The organism is Thermomicrobium sp., assembly GCF_053493975.1.
Genome location: NZ_JBRBZA010000028.1, coordinates 1 through 15,896 on the forward strand (window position 1 = coordinate 1; position 15,896 = coordinate 15,896).

Genomic DNA, 15,896 nt, shown 5'->3' on the forward strand with positions numbered 1-15,896 from the left:
CACGACTTCGTCGGCCGCGCAGCCCTGGAACAGCTCAAGGACCAGCCGCACCGCAAGAAGGTGACGCTGGTCTGGGATCCGGAGGAGGCCGCGCGCGTCATCAGCAGTCTCGTCACGCATCCCAAGGGCCAGCGCTACAAGTACTTCGATCTCCCCTTGGCCCAGTACGCGACCTGGATGTACGACGCCGTCCTCAACGAAGCCGGGGAGGTCGTCGGCTTTGCCATGTTCACCGGCTTCTCCTCGAACGAGGAGCGGGTGCTCTCGCTGGCGACGGTGCGCGCGGAGTATGCCCAGGAGGGGACGCGGCTGCGCGTGGTCTGGGGGGAGCCGAACGGGGGTTCGCGCAAGCCGTCGGTCGAGCGGCACGTGCAGACCGAGGTGTGGGTGACGGTCGGTCCGGCCCCCTACGCCGAACCAGCCCGCCGCTACCGCGAGCAAGTCGCCCGTACCCGCCGCTCGTAACGCACGCGTATGACGCTATCCGAGTCTCGTCACGAGCCCCCGTGCTGCGCCGGGGGCTCGCTCTTCTCCGAACGATAAGATGTAGGCTGGCAGAGCTCTGACAGCGTTCGTACACTCTCTCACCGGAAGGGTGCGCGACGAGATGGAAGAGACGGCTCTGCCGACCATACGCGTCCTCTTGGAGGAGCGAGAAGCGAAGTGGCTTCATCCGCGGGCCACGGCGAGTCGGCATGCCAGGCGCCAGCAGTCGGAACCGGAATGCCCGTTCCGCACGCCCTATCAACGCGATCGTGATCGGGTCATTCATTCGAAGGCCTTCCGCCGTCTCAAGCACAAGACACAAGTTTTCATCGCGCCGCCCGGGGACCACTACCGGACCCGTTTGACGCACACGCTCGAAGTCACACAAATCGCTCGCACGATCGGCCGTGCACTCCGCCTCAACGAGGATCTCATCGAAGCGATCGGCCTCGCTCACGACCTGGGTCACACGCCGTTCGGTCATACCGGCGAGCGTGCTCTCGCCGCTGTTTTTCCCGGTTTTCGCCATAACGAACAGAGCTTGCGAGTCGTCGATCGGTTGGAGCGCGATGGCCAAGGGCTCAACCTGACCGAGCAAGTGCGGGACGGCATCCTGCGTCACTCGAAGACGATCGAAAGTATCAGTAGCCCGATCGCCGGCTGGCCTTCGACGCCGGAAGGACAAGTGGTCAAGATCAGCGACGGTATCGCCTACATCAATCACGACCTCGACGATGCCCTTCGCGCTGGCATGATCACCCTGGCCGATGCCCCAGCGGACGTGCTCGACACGCTCGGACGAACGCACGGAGAGCGGATCCATCGTCTCGTCGCCGATGTCGTCGCGACCTCTGCCCCCCTGCTCGACACGTTCTCACCTGGCCAACCAGTCATTCGTCTCTCGCCGGAGATGGAGGAAGCAGCCAATCAGCTGCGTCGCTTTCTGTTCGAGCGGGTCTACGAGCCGCTCAACCGGTTGGAAGAGACGCGCAAGGCGGAGCGGATCATCCAGTTCCTGTTCGAGCACTTCGTCACGCATCCGGACGAGATGCCAGCAACGTTCCGCCAGATGCTCGAGAACGAGCCAGTCGAGCGCATCGCCGCTGACTACGTCGCCAGCATGACGGATCGCTACGCACTCGCGTGCTTCGAAGCGATCTGGTTACCGCGCTTTTGGACATTCCTCGGATAGATCGATGGGACGCCAGGACGTCGAACGAGTCCGAGAAGCCATCGATATCGTCGATCTGATCGGCGGGTACGTCCAGCTGCGCAAGGCCGGGAAAAACTTCAAGGCCCTGTGCCCTTTTCACCAGGAGAAGACCCCCTCTTTTTATGTTTTCCCCGAAACACAATCGTTCTATTGCTTCGGCTGTGGAGCGAGCGGTGACGCGATCAGTTTCTTGATGCGCATCGAGCAACTCGACTTTCGCGAGGCCCTGCAGCGCCTGGCCGAGCGAGCCGGGATCACGCTCTCGCCACTCCGACCGGAGGAACGTGCCGAAGACGAGCAGCGTCGCCGACTGGCGGAACTGAATCGCTTGGCCGCGGCATGGTTCGCCCACGTGCTGTGGGGGACATCGTTCGGTGTCGCAGCGCGCTCCTACCTGGAACGGCGCGGGATCGATCGTCCGACCGCCGAGCGCTTCGGTCTCGGCTACGCACCCGATGCCCCGACTGCGCTCGTCCGGTATCTCACGCAACACGGTGCCGGACCGGAGGAACTCGTTACGGCTGGCCTCGTCGTGCGCCGAGATGACGGCTCGATCGTCGATCGCTTTCGCGACCGACTCATCTTCCCCATCCGCGACCGACACGGTACCATCCTCGGCTTCGGAGGACGCACGTTGGGCGAGGCACAACCCAAATACCTCAACTCGCCACAAACCCCACTGTTCGACAAAGGGAGCGTATTGTATGCGATCGATCTCGCCGAGGAGTCGATTCGCCAGCAGCGTACGGCAATCGTCGTCGAAGGCTATCTGGATGCGATCACGGCTCATCAGTTCGGTTACACGAACACCGTCGCCTCGCTCGGCACCGCCTTGACCGAGCGGCAGGGGAGACAGCTCCGTCGCCTCGCCGACCGCATCCTGCTCGCGCTCGATGCCGACGTCGCCGGACGCCAGGCGACCTTGCGCGGACTGGAGCTGCTTCGCCACGCCCTCGCGGAGGGAGAACGTGCCATCGTCGATCCCCGCCAACTGATCCGCTTCGAGCGCACGCTGGACGTCGAACTCGCCGTCGTAGTGCTTCCGGAAGGCCTCGATCCCGACGACCTCATTCGGCAGGATCGCTCCCGCTGGGACGACACCCTCGCTCATGCCGTGCCGCTCGTCGACTACTACTTGGATATGCTCCTCGGCGACCAAGCCCCCGCGAATCCTCGTGCGGCCACCGCGTTGCTCCAACGCATCGCCCCCCTCCTCCTCGAACTCGGCGACCCGGTTCAGGTCGATCTCTACACGCGTTCGGTCGCAGCCCGGCTGCGCCTGCCTGAGGAGACGGTTCGACGCCTCCTCGCCTCGATCCGACGTCGACCGGCCCGAGAACCCTCTCCCAAGACGACCGCAGCGGAAATCCTTCAGCCACTCTCTACCGAGCAGCAATTCGTCGGCCTTCTTCTGCGCTATCCCGAGGCAGCAGCCCTTCTGGTCGGCGAAATCGACCTGGAGACGATCACCGATGCCCGTTATCGCGAACTCGTCAGCCTGCTCCTCGCCGGTCAACCACTCGACGACACGGCGCTGGCAGAGGATCTCCGGGACGACATTGCCCAGCTGCGCCAGCGATTCGCGACACAACCCGACCTCCCAGTGCCGCTCGCTCGCCAGGCTATCCGGGAAGCCTTCCGCAGGCTCCGTCGCGAACGTCACGACGAGCGGTTGCGTTCGCTCTTGAGCGAAGTGCGCGATGCCGAAGAGCGGGGCGACCGGGCCGAACTCCGGCGTGCACTCGAGTTGATCGAAGCGCTCAAGAAACGCTTCCCCGAGTTCTATCCGGAACGCAGCCCCTACTTCCGCGACACACGGGATCCGGTCAGCTGATGACGAGAGAACGGCGGAGCGCCTCGACGAGTGCCTCGTCTTGCTCGGGCATGACTGTTCGGGCATCCAGGAGCAGGCGATCGGCCTCGACGCGCCCCACGACTGGCGGCTGACCAGTCCGCAAGCGGCGAGCGAGTTCCTCGACGGTCAGACCAGGCTGGACCTCGGCGATCGCTTCTGCCCCCAGCGCGAGTGCCCGGCTCGGGAGCGTTTCCCCGGGCAACGAGCCTCCACCGACCGTCGCCTCGGTCGCGACGATCTCCGCCTCGACCACGTCGCGGAGCGCCGACTGCCAGGCTCGGCAACGCGCCTCCAACGCGGAGAGCGGCGTCGCGATCATGCGCCAGACGGGAATCTTCTCGATCGCTTCCCCGCGCAGGTAATGTCGGAGAGTCACCGCAGTGCCCGCTAAGGCGGTCTTGTCCGCGCGGACCGCACGGGCCAGCGGATGTCGCTCGACCCGCTCGATGAGTTCTCGCCTCCCGACGATGATCCCCGCCTGCGGACCACCGAGCAACTTGTCGCCCGAGAAACAGACCAGATCGGCACCGGCAGCGATCGCTTCTTGGACAGTCGGTTCGTGGGCGAGCCCATAGGTTGCAGTATCGAGCAGCGCGCCGCTCCCGAGATCCTCGATGAGCAGGAGTCCGCGCGCATGTGCGAGTTCAGCGAGTTCGCCGAGCTCCGGTTGTGCCGTGAAGCCGATGATCCGGAAATTGCTCCAGTGGACCGAGAGAATCGCCGCCGTCTCATCGCTGATCGCTTCGGCATAGTCGCGGACGTAGGTCCGATTGGTCGTCCCCACCTCGACGAGCCGGGCACCGCTTTGCCGAAGAACGTCGGGAATCCGGAAACCGCCTCCGATTTCCACTGCCTGGCTGCGCGAAACGAGGACTGCGCGGCCGGCGCAGAACGTGCTCAAGACGAGCAAGACAGCAGCTGCATTGTTGTTGACGACGAGCCCAGCCTCGGCTCCCGTCAGAAGCGCGAGCAGCTGACTGAGTTCGCTCATCCGTCCACCCCGCCGCCCACTCTCTAACTCGATCTCCAGCGCCGTGTAGCGGCCTGCCACCTCCGCCATGGCACGCGCCGCCTCATCGCTGACCGGCGCACGGCCGAGGTTGGTATGAATGATGACGCCGGTCGCATTGATGACCGAGCGGAGGCGCGGCTGGGAGAGCTTTTGGAGTTTCCGTTGCAAGACAGCGACGACGTCACCGGTTGGGCGGCCAGCGAGGATCGCCTGGCGCGCTTCTTCCAACACGAGTTGTGCCAGACGCGTCAGGCTCCGCGCCCCGACTTCTCGTGCAAACGGTGCGATCACCGGATGCTGGATCAGGGAGGAGACCGACGGCAGCGCACGCAGTCGCTGCTGCTCGCCCCTCATCGGCTCGCTTTTCTCGTCGCACATGCTGCGACTCCGACTGGAACAAAAAAGGCCGGTCGAACCGGCCCCCGCAGTCGGGGAGAGAGGATTCGAACCTCCGACCTCCGCGTCCCGAACGCGGCGCGCTAACCGGGCTGCGCCACTCCCCGTCCAACCGCAAGCAGTATAACAAACCGTCCACGGGGCTGCCAAGGAGTCCTAGCGCCGCGGCATGCTCCTCCGCTAGAATTGAACATGCGCTGGGGTGTGCGCCCGCGTAGCTCAGGGGAAAGAGCCGGGGCGTCCTAAGCCCTGTGGTCGGGGGTTCGAGTCCCTCCGCGGGCGCCGAGCACGTGCGCCGCGCGCCACCGGTTTCCCCTCCGGTGGTTTTGTTTCGGGCGCGTGCGAAAGAGAGGGAGCGAGGAAGGCGTGGAGCCCAACCGCGAGCACCGGGAGTTTTTCCCAGTCCCGGGAATCCAACGCGTCGCGATGCTCAGCGTGCATACATCGCCGCTCGCACAGCCTGGCATCGGCAGCGCTGGCGGAATGAACGTCTATATCCGAGAACTGAGCCGGCATCTCGCCCAGCGCGGTGTCGCAGTCGATATCTACACCCGCCGCGATCATCCAACTGTTCCATCGCTCGTCGAGCCGTTCCCGGGTGTTCGCGTCTATGCGCTGGACGCTGGGCCCGCAACCGCCTTACCGAAGGAACAGCTCTTCTGCTATCTCCCCACGTTCGTCAGCGAACTGGCCTATCTCGTCGATCGCCAGCAACTGTCCTACGATATCGTCCACGCCCATTACTGGCTCTCCGGTTGGGCTGCGCACCTCTTGCAACGCTATTGGGACGTCCCGTTCGTGCACATGTTCCACACCCTGGCTGTCCTCAAGAACACCGTGCAGGCGAGTCCACCGGAATCGGTGCTCCGTCTCCAGGTCGAGCAGGGCCTCGCGCGGGTCGCCGATGCGATCATCGCGGCCAATCCGGACGAGCGCGAGACGATCGTCAACGAACTCGGCGCGCCACCTTCTCGCCTGTGCACTGTGCCGCCGGGCGTCGACGCGGAGCACTTCCGACCGCTCGATCGTGCAGCCGCCCGCAGTCGGCTGGGAATCCCACTCGATCGCCCCGTCGCTCTCTTCGTCGGGCGGATCGACCCGGTCAAAGGGATCGACGTTCTCTTGCGCGCCTGGCAACGGATCGCGCGAGAACTGGCGCCGCGCCAGCCGCTCCTCCTCTTTCTCGGCGGTGGATTCGATGCCTCAGCTGGCTCGCGACCTGACGCGGCCCTCTCGCGCGTCATGACCGATGCCCGTGAACTCGGTATCGCCGAAACCGTCCGCTTCCTCGGCTCGCGACCGCAGGGAGAACTCCCGCTCTTCTACAATGCAGCAGACGTGTGCCTGATCCCCTCCCACTACGAGTCGTTCGGCCTCGTCGCTGTCGAATCGATGGCCTGCGGCACACCGGTCGTCGCCAGTCAGGTCGGCGGCTTGCGGTTCAGCGTCGAACACGAGGTTTCCGGTTTACACGTTCCGCCCAACGACCCCGTCGCACTCGCAGCCGCGACCGTTCGTGTCCTTACTGACCACCAGTTCCGCACGCGCTTGCAAGTCGGTGCTCGGCAGGCTGCGCTCCGCTTCTCCTGGCACCGGGTCACGACGGTCGTCGCCAGGCTCTACGAGCAGGTCGCGCGCCGCGGGATCCTCCAACCGTGCGGCACGACAGGATAGAGGAGGGCGACAGGCGGGATGGCCGTCTTCCGCGTTTCCTCGGAAGTCTTCGAGCAGTTTCCCGACTATCTGGTCATCGTTCTGGTCGCTGATCGAGTCGACAACCGGCGGCACGTCGAACTGGCGCGCACATTGCTCGCGGAAAGCGCCCACCTTGTGCGCGAGCGCTGGCGAGCGGTCGACCCCAAGACCTTGCCGGAGATCGACGTCTGGCGGCGCGCCTTTCGCCAGCTCGGCTGGTCCGCCAGTACGTATCAGAGCTCGGTCGAAGCGCTGGTCCGCCGGACACTGAAGGGTAACCCTCCTCCGAGCATCAACCCGGCCGTCGATCTCGCGAATGCAGCGTCGCTCCGGTTTCTCGTCCCAATCGGCGCGCACGATCTCGCTACAGCTCCGAAGGGTCTGACCGTCCGTGCGAGCCTGCCTGGCGATCGCTTTCTGCCCCTCGGTGACGACGCACCAGAAGAGCCGGAGGTGGGAGAAATCGTGTACGTTCATGACCACGACGTCCGGACTCGACGCTGGGTATGGCGGCAGAGCCGGACTGGACTCGTCACGCCAGATTCGCGCACGATTCTCTTCCCGATCGATGCCTTCCAGGGTGTCACGGCGGCCGCTGCGATGGCAGCGGCTGATTGGCTCAGCGAGCAACTCCGGTCGCTGCTCGGTGCGACCGTGCAACGCGGCCTCGTCGATGTGACCCGTCCGGTCTTCGACTCGGCCCGCGGCGATGCAATCAGCTGAGACCGCGCCGAACACGCTTTGGTGCACGATGATCCATCGTTGGCATCGTCCTCGCTTGACGAGACGGCCGAGACTTGCTACTCTGAAAGTGGTACGGGCTCGACCGAAGGATGCAGGAGATGGGTGAAGGTGCGCGAGCCCTCGAACGAATAACGTCGGCCCGGCAGTCGTGCTGCTCGGCACGAGCCCCTCGTCGTGTCTATCCCCTGAAACGCTGTTCCCTCACGTCCTGAGACGCCCAAGACAACAAAAACCGATCGACCAGTCGTCGAGCGCCCGGCGCTGATGGGATAGGTGCGTTTTCGGAAGCGACGCACCCGTCGCGGCGCTACGGTGTGGCCTCGAGTCGTCTTGCGTGATGCGATGAGGAGGGAACAGCATGCTCCGCGGAACGTTCGTTGCCTTGATCACGCCCTTCGCTGGTGAGGAGATCGACGAGCCGCGACTGCGCGACCTCGTCGACTGGCTCATCGCCAACCAGGTCGATGGACTCGTCCCCTGCGGAACGACCGGTGAGACGCCGAGTTTGTCCGATACCGAATGGCAGCGTGTCGCAGCGGTCGTGATCGAGCAAGCGGCGGGCCGCGTCCCGGTGATCGTCGGCACGGGAACGAATTCCACGACCGTCACTATTCAACGAACTCGCCTAGCGCGCGAACTGGGAGCGACCGCTGCCATGGTCGTCACGCCTTACTACAATAAGCCACAGCAGGAGGGTTTGCTTCGTCACGTCGCCGCGATCGCCGATGCGGTCGATCTCCCGCTCGTCATCTACAATGTCCCGAGTCGGACCGGTGTCAATCTCGCCCCCGAGACGGCGCGGCGCCTGCTGGAGATCGCACCGGTCATCGCCTTCAAGGAGTCGAGTGGGTCGCTCGACCAGGTGAGCGAACTGGTCCTCGCGGTGGGTGATCGGAGCGCGGTGTTGAGCGGCGACGATTCGCTCACGTTGCCGATCATCGCGGTCGGAGGCCACGGTGTCGTCTCTGTTCTGGCGAATATCGCGCCGGCTGCCACGGCGACGATGGTTCGCGCTGCACTCGACGGTGACCTTGCACGTGCACGCCAACTCCACAGTGAACTCTTCCCGCTGGCTCGCGCACTGTTCATCGAGACTAACCCGGTGCCGGTCAAGACGGCAGCGGAACTGTTGGGGTTGTGCAGCGCGGCTGTCCGCCTCCCCCTTGCGCCGTTGGCCCCGGCCAACCGCGAGCGACTGCTCGCTGCGCTGGCCAGTTGTCCACACACCGCCTCGCTTCTGGCGCGACCGATGGGGGAGGCTGCGTGATGCTCCGCCTCGCGCTCACCGGTGTCACTGGAAGAATGGGGCGCGCAATCCTCGAACTGGCCGCGTCCGCCCCGGATATCCAGCTCGTCCGCGGGCTCATTCGTCCAACGCGTGATCCCGAGGAGGTCGCCGCACAGCTCCCCATATCGCTCGCGCTCACCAGTCGTGTGGCCGAACTCGTCCAGGGAGCTGATGTGGTGATCGACTTCAGTCATCCGGCAGTGACGGTGGCGGTCGCGGAAGCCGCCGCGCACGCGGGTATCCCGCTGGTGATCGGGACGACAGGCCTGAGCGAGAACGATCAGGCGGTCATCCGGCAGGTCGCCCAGCACGTGCCTGTCATCCAGGCTGCGAACTTCAGCCTCGGCATCGCCCTCTTACAGTGGCTTCTCCCTACACTCGTCTCGCGCTTGCCGACCTGGGATGTCGAGCTGATCGAGCGGCACCATCGGCACAAGCGAGATGCTCCCTCCGGGACGGCGCTCGCGCTGGCACGGACACTGCTCGCAGCCCGCGAGCCCGCTCCCAGCCAGCTGGTGTACGGCCGTGGGCCGGGTACCGCTCCTCGACAACCTGGCGAAGTCGGCATCCATGCAGTCCGCGCCGGTGGCGAAGTCGGCCGGCACACCGTCCTGCTGGCGACCGACGACGAGGCGATCGAGGTGACTCACTGGGTACAGAGTCGCCGCGCCTATGCACAGGGCGCCCTGGAAGCAGCGCGCCGACTCGTCGGCCGATCACCTGGACTGTACACGCTGCAGGATCTCGTCACCTGAGTGACCATGGGTGTTCAGGCTCCGGGGACTGCTCTCGATCGCTCATAGCCACGGGAGCCGATCCACGGTAGTATGGTTCGGGAGAACGGGACCTGAATCGGGGAAGAGGCGGGATATGCCGGGGATGCGGTTCGGGATTCATGTCGGTCCGCAGAACACGACGACTGACGAACTCCGCCAGCTGTGGCGCTTCGCTGATGCCCATGGTTTCTCCTGGTTTTCGGTCTGGGATCACTTTTATGCCCGGACATCCGACCGCATCCCACACTACGAGGCGGTCGCCCTGCTCGCTGCACTCGCTTGCGATACCCAGCGAATTCGGTTCGGTTGTATGGTTTTCGCCGTTCAGTTCCGCAACATCGGCCTGTTGGCCAAATCGATCGTGACCATCGATCACTTGAGCAACGGGCGATTGGAGGTCGGGCTGGGCGCTGGGTGGCATGAGCCGGAATATCGCGCCTTTGGCTACCCGTTCCTCTCGGATCGCGAGCGACTCGATCAGCTGGAAGAAGGAATCACGGCCTTGCGCCGGCTCCTCCAGGAGGAGGCGGTGACGTTCGAGGGACGCTGGATTCAGCTCCGTGAGGCCCGGGTCTTTCCCAAACCGCTCCAGCCGAGGTTGCCGCTGTGGATCGGGGGTGCCGGTGAGCGCCGGACAGCCCGCATCGCGGCACGACATGCGGACGGCTGGAACATCCCCTACGTCAGCCCGGAAGGCTTTCGCCAGAAGCGAGCGGCGCTGGAGCACTGGTGCGAAGTCGAAGGGCGCGACCCCGCGACGCTCCAGATCGCGGTTCAGGTCGGGCTCTATATGGCGACGGAAGACGACGAGCGGACAGTGTCCCGTCTCCGCGAGCAGCTCGTCGAACAGGTCGGGCCGCATGCGCTCGAACAGCCGGGCTGGCTCATCGGTGGCCCCGACCGCATCAGTGCGCTGCTCGCGGAGTATCACGCTGCTGGAGCGAACTGGATCAATGTGACGATCCGGCCACCGGTCGACTTCGAGGCGCTCCAGGCGTTCGTCGAACGCGTCATGCCCCACTTTGCGAGCTGACCCTTCTGAAAGGTCAGCACTGTAGAGGCGCCGCTTTTCCTCGACGCCACCCTGTACTGCATTCGTCCGCGCCCCGCTGCGTTTTGCCGTCGCAACGATCTCGCTGAACTCGCGAGAACGTCTGGTGTGGGCTCCGTACCGAATGCCTCCCGCGCCGCGCTTTCTCGGAGCTGACCACGATCAGTCTTCGCAGGACAGGGTTGCAGCGCTGCTGCGAGTCATGGTTCTCCCCATTGTCTCTTTCGAGATCTCGTGCCGTACCATTGAATGGGAAAGCGCTGAGTTCAGCGCCTAGGTAGGGCCGGCAGTGTTTCGACGATTCGCCTCGCTCGCTACCATCGCTGTCTTTTTCGTCGCTGTGCTCGCCGCGACTGCTGTGCCGACGTCCTGCACCTGCGGTGCTGCTGCACCGCATCCGCACGCCCTGTTCGAGTTGCCCAGTCACCATCACGGTTCGCCGTCTGGTTACTCCTCGATGAGTGATCTTCCCGACGGTCCGGTCGTGACGGCACCAGCGATGCCCTTCGCGCTCGGCACGCTCGTACCCGTTGTCGTCATCGCCATCGTCATGCTCCAGCTCGGCGTTGGCCGATCTCCTTTGTTCCCGACCAACATGATTCCAGCCGGTGTCGACCATCGCCCACCGATCCCGCCCCCACGCCGATGAGCGGCGCGGATGATCGCTCGTCCTGCTCTCGAACGCTCGATGCTCGTTGATCGAGGATGGTTCATCATGGTGCGCCGCTTGGCCCTGATCGCGGTCCTCCTACTGGCGACGCTCTCGATCGTCTGGAATGCGTTGTTCGCGCCGCGCGTTCTGCCGCGCCTGCGCATGGCTCCAGGCTTCGGGCTCCACGATCCGAGCGGCCAGTTGGTTTCGAGCGACAGCCTGCGCGGCCAGATCCTCGTCGTCACCTTCGGCAATGCCGAGTGTGGGGTCGACTGCGCGAGTCGCGGCCAACTCATCACCACAGCAGTTGCAGGCATGGAGACCACTGGGCGCGTGGAATTGATCTGGATCGCCAGCGAGTTAGCCTCTCGCGAGCAGCTCGCTGCGCTGAGCGAGACGCTCGCGCGGCATGGGCAACCATGGACGGTCCTAGGGAGTTCGAACCAGCGCGAGTTGGACCTCACGCTGAGCGGCTTCCGCGTACCGCGGCGCCCTGACGGGACGGTCGACCCGCTCATCGTCGTCGTCGATCCGCTCGGGATCGTCCGTGCCGAGTATCGGATCGCGCCGTCGCCAGCAGTGCTGACCCGTGACCTCGCGGCACTCGAGCGGGAAATCCGCGAGAGCCGAGGAGTGCGGCGCTACCTCTACGAGGCGGCGCACCTGTTCCGATGCTACGTCTGAGGAGTCTCGACATGCCTGCTCGACCATGGCTTCGTCGCCTCGTCGTCGCCGAGCTCGCGGCTCTCGCTATCGTCGTCGCTGTCATTGGCTGGTCCCTCTGGCAGTCGCGGGCAGCACCGTCGCTGAACGGGATGCTGCTCGACCCGCCCCAGGACATCCCGGCCATCCAACTCACCGGGAGCGACGGCCAGCCGCACGCATTGACCGATTTCCGGGGGAAAGTGACGGTCATCTTCTTCGGCTACACGCACTGCCCAGACGTCTGCCCGACGACTGCCTCGACGATGGCTCGGGCACGCGCCATGCTCGGTAACCAGGCCGATCGCGTGCAGCTCGTCTTCGTCTCGGTCGACCCGGAACGCGATTCTCCTGAGCGGTTGGCGAGCTATCTGGCGAAGTACGATCCCACCTTCTTGGGGCTGACCGGAGACGAGGACCGGATCCGCGAGTTGGCCACGGTCTTCGGCGTCTACTATGCCAAGGTGGAAACGACGTCTGCCCTGGGATACCTGGTGGAACATACCTCGTCCAGCTTTGTCTTGGATACCGAGGGGAAACTGCGAGCCATCCTTCCCTTCGGGCTCACGCCAGAGCAGATGGCGAGCGACCTCCGCGCCCTGTTGCGACGCTGAGCGTTCTGCTCGTTCGGCAACAGTCGACTGAGGAGGTCAAAGGATGCGTACGATGCACGCTCGAATCCGGGGCTGGCTCGTGTCCTCCATGGTGGTCGTTGTCGCACTCCTCGCAGCGAACGCGTGTGGCGGAGCGACCACGTCGACGCCGACTCCTGCTCCTGCCCCGCCAACGGCCGCAGCCATGCAACCGAGTCCGAATGAGCCGACACCGACCGCCGTCCCGACTCCGACCCCTATGCCGACGCCGACCACCGTGTCAGCAACGCCGACGATGGGGCACGGGATGAGCGGGCATGGTATGGGCAGCGCCATGCCGAACATCGGCAACGAATTCCAGGTCGGAACGTTGGTCATCCGGAACGTGTGGGCACGGGCTGCCTCCCAGGCTGATGCCCTGAGCGCTGTCTACATGGTGATCGAGAACTCTGGAGAACAACCCGATCGCCTGCTGCACGCGCACTGTGATGCTGCCGGGACGGTCGAGCTGCACGAAACCAAGATGGAAGGCGGCATCATGAAGATGCAGCCGGTCGACGGAATCGACATCCCAGCGAAGGGAACGGTCGAGCTCAAGCCGGGTGGGTTGCACATGATGCTGATCGGTTTGACGCGCGATCTGAATCCCGGCGACGAGATCGAGGTCGAGCTTCACTTCGAGAAGCTCGGTCATGTTCCCGTGAAAGCGGTGGTCCAAAGGCCGTAAGCCGAGCTTGGCGCGGCGCATCGTGCAGGGGCAGGACGATCCTGCCCCTGCATCGTTTTCCTCGTCCACCGGCGCGCCGTCCGCTCCGGTCGACGCATCGTCTGCTAAGGTCCTCCCGTTGCGCGCTCGGAGACAGAACGCGCGGCTCGTCCCGCTCGTGCAGCAACGCCCAGCCCTGTACAGACAGCTACTTCATGAAAACGCAAGGCGCTGCGCTCCCCGGCGAATTACCAGCCCTCACCGGTTGCCGCGTGGCAGACTGCAGGCTGCCTGTCCGTTCCCGACTGCGCTGTTCCCGCACGACACGATCGCGGGTAGCCAACCGGTGCACTTGACGAGCCGGATTTCCCTGCTATTCTCTTTTCGCGATGCTTCGAGGCTGCTTCCTGATCGATATCGGTCGAACGGGGCGATCTTCATGCACACGACCCTTCGACACCGGCAGCGGGCGTTGGTCAGGTCGCTCTTCCTCGCTCTCCTTCTGCTCGCTGCCTGTAACCGAGCCGGGACAGCGACACCGACCCCATCGCCCCAACCGGCGATCGCCCAGCGATGGATAGCCACTGGGCCTTCTGCCCCCGTCGACACGGGGAACGCCGCAGTCGTCCTCACGGTCCGCGCGCCGGCCGAAACGAGCGTGAGCGAGATCGAGCTCCGCCTCACGCCCCCCGACGGCCAGCCCCGGACGCTCGGACCCTATGCCGTCCAGCCCGGCCAAACGATTCGGGTGGAAGTCGACCTGACTCAGCTCGGCAGCACCGGCACAGCTGGCGAGTGGCGCGCCGAATGGGTCGATCGGGCGCAGCCGGACCGCGTGCTCGCCGCTGTCTCCTTCACGACCCGACCGGCCCGGGCGATCACGTGGCAGTCGAGCGCCCCACGCACCTCGATAATCGCCGGCGACTGCAAAACCAACCGCACGATCGTGGAACTCGGCATCCGCGCGAGAGGTACCGACTCCAATGAGTCGTTCCAGGTCTATGCCGTCATCGAGTCGCCGCGTGGTCAAAAACTCAGCTTGCCGCCGATCGAGGTTTCCGGGGACCAGTGGTCGACACTGCGTGCCTCCCTCTGCAGTGTCGTCCCGCGTGCCGAACAGTTGCCTGGAACATGGACGGTCCGTTGGTATCGCAGCGACCAGCCGACCCGTCCCATCCTCAGCGACTCGTTCGGCGTTCTACCCGCGCCCACCCCGACCGCGACACCGGTGCCGACGCTCGAGTGGCGCGTACCGACTGAACCGGTCCAACCGTACGACTGCGGCGCGGCGGTCGACATTCAAGTGCGCAACAGTGCGCCGGGGAACCAAGTGACTCCTGTCGTGGTGCAAGCCATACCACCCGGCAAAGGTCCCGTTGATCTCACCAAGGCGGAATTGCGCGGAAACGAGTGGGTAACCGTCACCTTGGTCTATTGTCAGGCAGCCGGCGGAACGGAGATCGCTGGCACCTGGACTGTTCGGGCCGTCGATTCAGTGACGCGTCAGACGGAGTACGGGCGCGCGACCTTCGACGTGCGACCCATCCCGGCTCCGACTCGACCGCCCGCTCCTAAGCCTCAGCCGCCGCCACAACCAGCACCGCCGCTACCACCCCCGCGCCAGATCGATACCGACGGCGATGGCCTACCCGACGACGAGGAGCTGAGTCTCGGTACCGACCCGTACAACTCGGATACGGACGGCGACGGACTTTCCGACGGCTCGGAGGTTTACCATTACGGGACAGATCCGCGAAAACGCGATACGGACGTGGATGGATTCACCGACTTCGAGGAGATCCTCCAAGGCAGTGATCCGTGGGATCCCTGTAGTCCGTGGCAATTTGCCTATAACTGTCAGCAGTGAGGTCGAGTAAGATCGACACCACACCTCAACCTGTCTGGCTGACCAACGGGCAGCACGACGGCTCGTCATCCTCCCGCCATCGACGCGTCGTGTGAGAATGCAGGTTCACGGCATCACCCCAGAGAAGCGAAGGCTGGCTCATGGTGGTCCGTCTGCAGGAGTGGAGCCGCTGAGTATGCGATTCCCATTCAGGGAAGCCCGCAACGGCACCGACAATTCTCTCCGCCTCGTCCAATCCTCCGGGAATCCGCCGGATCGCATACGCGTCTGATCGTTACCCTGACCAAATTGGCTCACAACAACCGCCAAAAGCCGATTCCGAGGACGGCACCGAGAACTGGTCCAACGATCGGAATCCACCCGTAACGCCAATCGGCATGGCCGCGTCCGGCGATCGGCAGAAGCGTGTAAGCCAGCCGCGGTGCCGCATCCCGCGCCGGATTGAGTGCGAAGCCAGTCGTCCCACCGAGCGCCAGGCCGATAGCCAAGACCAGTCCTCCGACCCACCATGGAACGACAGCACTCGGCACTCGCCCAGTGACCGCTGCTCCGACACCGAGTGCGAGCACTGCGGTTCCCGCGCATTCAGTCGCGAGATTCGCTGGCCAGTAGCGAATCGCTGGGCCGGTACAGAACACTCCACGTTTCACGGCTGGATCACTGGTCGCTTCCCAATGTCGCCAAAACAAGAGCCAGATCAGGACTGCGCCACTGAATCCACCTGCCAGTTGCGCCCCGACGTAAGCCACGACGCGTTCGGCTGGGAACAGGCCCCACGCTGCCAGTGCGAACGTCACCGCTGGGTTGACGTGTCCGCCGCTGATCGGTCCCGCCAAGCCAACGGCGATGCTCACCGCGAT

The 15,896-nt window shown here is 64.7% G+C and carries 14 protein-coding genes, 2 tRNA genes and 1 pseudogene; 14 read left to right on the forward strand and 3 right to left on the reverse strand.

From position 1 onward, the window contains the following. The 3 genes and pseudogenes from ACWIVK_RS05285 to dnaG form a co-directional block, all read left to right on the forward strand. Positions 1-465 (forward strand): annotated as a pseudogene (locus tag ACWIVK_RS05285) (aminomethyl transferase family protein); the annotation flags it as partial. Positions 466-607: 142 nt separating this feature from the next. Continuing rightward, positions 608-1,678, forward strand: coding sequence for a deoxyguanosinetriphosphate triphosphohydrolase (locus ACWIVK_RS05290; RefSeq protein WP_448575537.1), 1,071 nt, complete (start codon positions 608-610; stop codon positions 1,676-1,678). Between the two features lie 4 nt (positions 1,679-1,682). Further along, on the forward strand, positions 1,683-3,533 hold the full coding sequence (gene dnaG / locus ACWIVK_RS05295; protein WP_448575538.1) for a DNA primase: 1,851 nt from the start codon (positions 1,683-1,685) through the stop codon (positions 3,531-3,533). Here dnaG and selA read toward each other — a convergent pair. Both selA and ACWIVK_RS05305 read right to left on the reverse strand, forming a co-directional pair. Beyond that, entirely contained in the window at positions 3,526-4,920 is a 1,395-nt protein-coding gene (gene selA / locus ACWIVK_RS05300) for an L-seryl-tRNA(Sec) selenium transferase (RefSeq protein ID WP_448575539.1), read from the reverse strand. The genes dnaG and selA overlap by 8 nt on opposite strands. Before the next feature lie 74 nt (positions 4,921-4,994). Further along, a tRNA-Pro gene (locus tag ACWIVK_RS05305) sits at positions 4,995-5,069 on the reverse strand. 101 nt (positions 5,070-5,170) lie between these two features. On the opposite strand from ACWIVK_RS05305, the gene ACWIVK_RS05310 reads away from it, so the two are divergent. The 11 genes from ACWIVK_RS05310 to ACWIVK_RS05360 all read left to right on the forward strand — a co-directional run bounded on the left by ACWIVK_RS05310 (position 5,171) and on the right by ACWIVK_RS05360 (position 15,036). Continuing rightward, positions 5,171-5,244: transfer RNA gene (locus ACWIVK_RS05310), tRNA-Arg, on the forward strand. A gap of 84 nt (positions 5,245-5,328) precedes the next feature. Continuing rightward, positions 5,329-6,636 (forward strand): glycosyltransferase, encoded by a 1,308-nt coding sequence (locus tag ACWIVK_RS05315; protein WP_448575540.1) that lies wholly within the window; start codon positions 5,329-5,331, stop codon positions 6,634-6,636. 18 nt (positions 6,637-6,654) lie between these two features. Continuing rightward, the gene (locus tag ACWIVK_RS05320; RefSeq protein WP_448575541.1) at positions 6,655-7,380 is read left to right on the forward strand and encodes a B3/B4 domain-containing protein; all 726 of its coding nucleotides are present in this window, start codon (positions 6,655-6,657) and stop codon (positions 7,378-7,380) included. A gap of 379 nt (positions 7,381-7,759) precedes the next feature. Beyond that, on the forward strand, positions 7,760-8,668 hold the full coding sequence (gene dapA / locus ACWIVK_RS05325) for a 4-hydroxy-tetrahydrodipicolinate synthase (RefSeq protein ID WP_448575542.1): 909 nt from the start codon (positions 7,760-7,762) through the stop codon (positions 8,666-8,668). Continuing rightward, positions 8,668-9,444 carry a 4-hydroxy-tetrahydrodipicolinate reductase gene (dapB, locus tag ACWIVK_RS05330; protein ID WP_448575550.1) on the forward strand — a complete coding sequence of 259 codons (777 nt, stop codon included), beginning with the start codon at positions 8,668-8,670 and terminating at the stop codon, positions 9,442-9,444. Before dapA ends, dapB begins: the two co-directional genes overlap by 1 nt. Positions 9,445-9,568: 124 nt before the next feature. Then, on the forward strand, positions 9,569-10,498 hold the full coding sequence (locus ACWIVK_RS05335; RefSeq protein WP_448575543.1) for an LLM class flavin-dependent oxidoreductase: 930 nt from the start codon (positions 9,569-9,571) through the stop codon (positions 10,496-10,498). 307 nt (positions 10,499-10,805) lie between these two features. After that, a complete protein-coding gene (locus ACWIVK_RS05340) occupies positions 10,806-11,165 on the forward strand; it encodes a hypothetical protein (protein ID WP_448575544.1) in 360 nt (119 codons plus the stop codon). Between the two features lie 66 nt (positions 11,166-11,231). Then, complete coding sequence (locus ACWIVK_RS05345; protein ID WP_448575545.1) at positions 11,232-11,852, forward strand: SCO family protein; 621 nt, start codon at positions 11,232-11,234, stop codon at positions 11,850-11,852. An 11-nt stretch (positions 11,853-11,863) separates the two neighbouring features. Beyond that, positions 11,864-12,484, forward strand: a complete 621-nt coding sequence (locus ACWIVK_RS05350) for an SCO family protein (protein ID WP_448575546.1) — start codon at positions 11,864-11,866, stop codon at positions 12,482-12,484. 52 nt (positions 12,485-12,536) lie between these two features. Then, positions 12,537-13,190 (forward strand): copper chaperone PCu(A)C, encoded by a 654-nt coding sequence (locus ACWIVK_RS05355; protein ID WP_448575547.1) that lies wholly within the window; start codon positions 12,537-12,539, stop codon positions 13,188-13,190. 418 nt (positions 13,191-13,608) lie between these two features. Continuing rightward, a complete protein-coding gene (locus ACWIVK_RS05360; RefSeq protein WP_448575548.1) occupies positions 13,609-15,036 on the forward strand; it encodes a hypothetical protein in 1,428 nt (475 codons plus the stop codon). A 293-nt stretch (positions 15,037-15,329) separates the two neighbouring features. On the opposite strand, the gene ACWIVK_RS05365 is transcribed toward ACWIVK_RS05360, so the two are convergent. Beyond that, positions 15,330-15,896, reverse strand: a 567-nt coding sequence (locus ACWIVK_RS05365) for an MIP/aquaporin family protein (protein ID WP_448575549.1), incomplete at its 5' end; no start/stop codon positions are given.

What these genes read in the sequence shown, in the direction of transcription:
- ACWIVK_RS05290 (WP_448575537.1), top strand. Translation starts at nt 608, where the DNA reads ATGGAAGAGACGGCTCTGCCGACCATACGCGTCCTCTTGGAGGAGCGA.
- dnaG (WP_448575538.1), top strand. Translation starts at nt 1,683, where the DNA reads ATGGGACGCCAGGACGTCGAACGAGTCCGAGAAGCCATCGATATCGTC.
- selA (WP_448575539.1), bottom strand. Translation starts at nt 4,920, where the DNA reads ATGAGGGGCGAGCAGCAGCGACTGCGTGCGCTGCCGTCGGTCTCCTCC.
- ACWIVK_RS05320 (WP_448575541.1), top strand. Translation starts at nt 6,655, where the DNA reads ATGGCCGTCTTCCGCGTTTCCTCGGAAGTCTTCGAGCAGTTTCCCGAC.
- dapA (WP_448575542.1), top strand. Translation starts at nt 7,760, where the DNA reads ATGCTCCGCGGAACGTTCGTTGCCTTGATCACGCCCTTCGCTGGTGAG.
- dapB (WP_448575550.1), top strand. Translation starts at nt 8,668, where the DNA reads ATGCTCCGCCTCGCGCTCACCGGTGTCACTGGAAGAATGGGGCGCGCA.
- ACWIVK_RS05335 (WP_448575543.1), top strand. Translation starts at nt 9,569, where the DNA reads ATGCGGTTCGGGATTCATGTCGGTCCGCAGAACACGACGACTGACGAA.
- ACWIVK_RS05345 (WP_448575545.1), top strand. Translation starts at nt 11,232, where the DNA reads ATGGTGCGCCGCTTGGCCCTGATCGCGGTCCTCCTACTGGCGACGCTC.
- ACWIVK_RS05350 (WP_448575546.1), top strand. Translation starts at nt 11,864, where the DNA reads ATGCCTGCTCGACCATGGCTTCGTCGCCTCGTCGTCGCCGAGCTCGCG.
- ACWIVK_RS05355 (WP_448575547.1), top strand. Translation starts at nt 12,537, where the DNA reads ATGCACGCTCGAATCCGGGGCTGGCTCGTGTCCTCCATGGTGGTCGTT.
- ACWIVK_RS05360 (WP_448575548.1), top strand. Translation starts at nt 13,609, where the DNA reads ATGCACACGACCCTTCGACACCGGCAGCGGGCGTTGGTCAGGTCGCTC.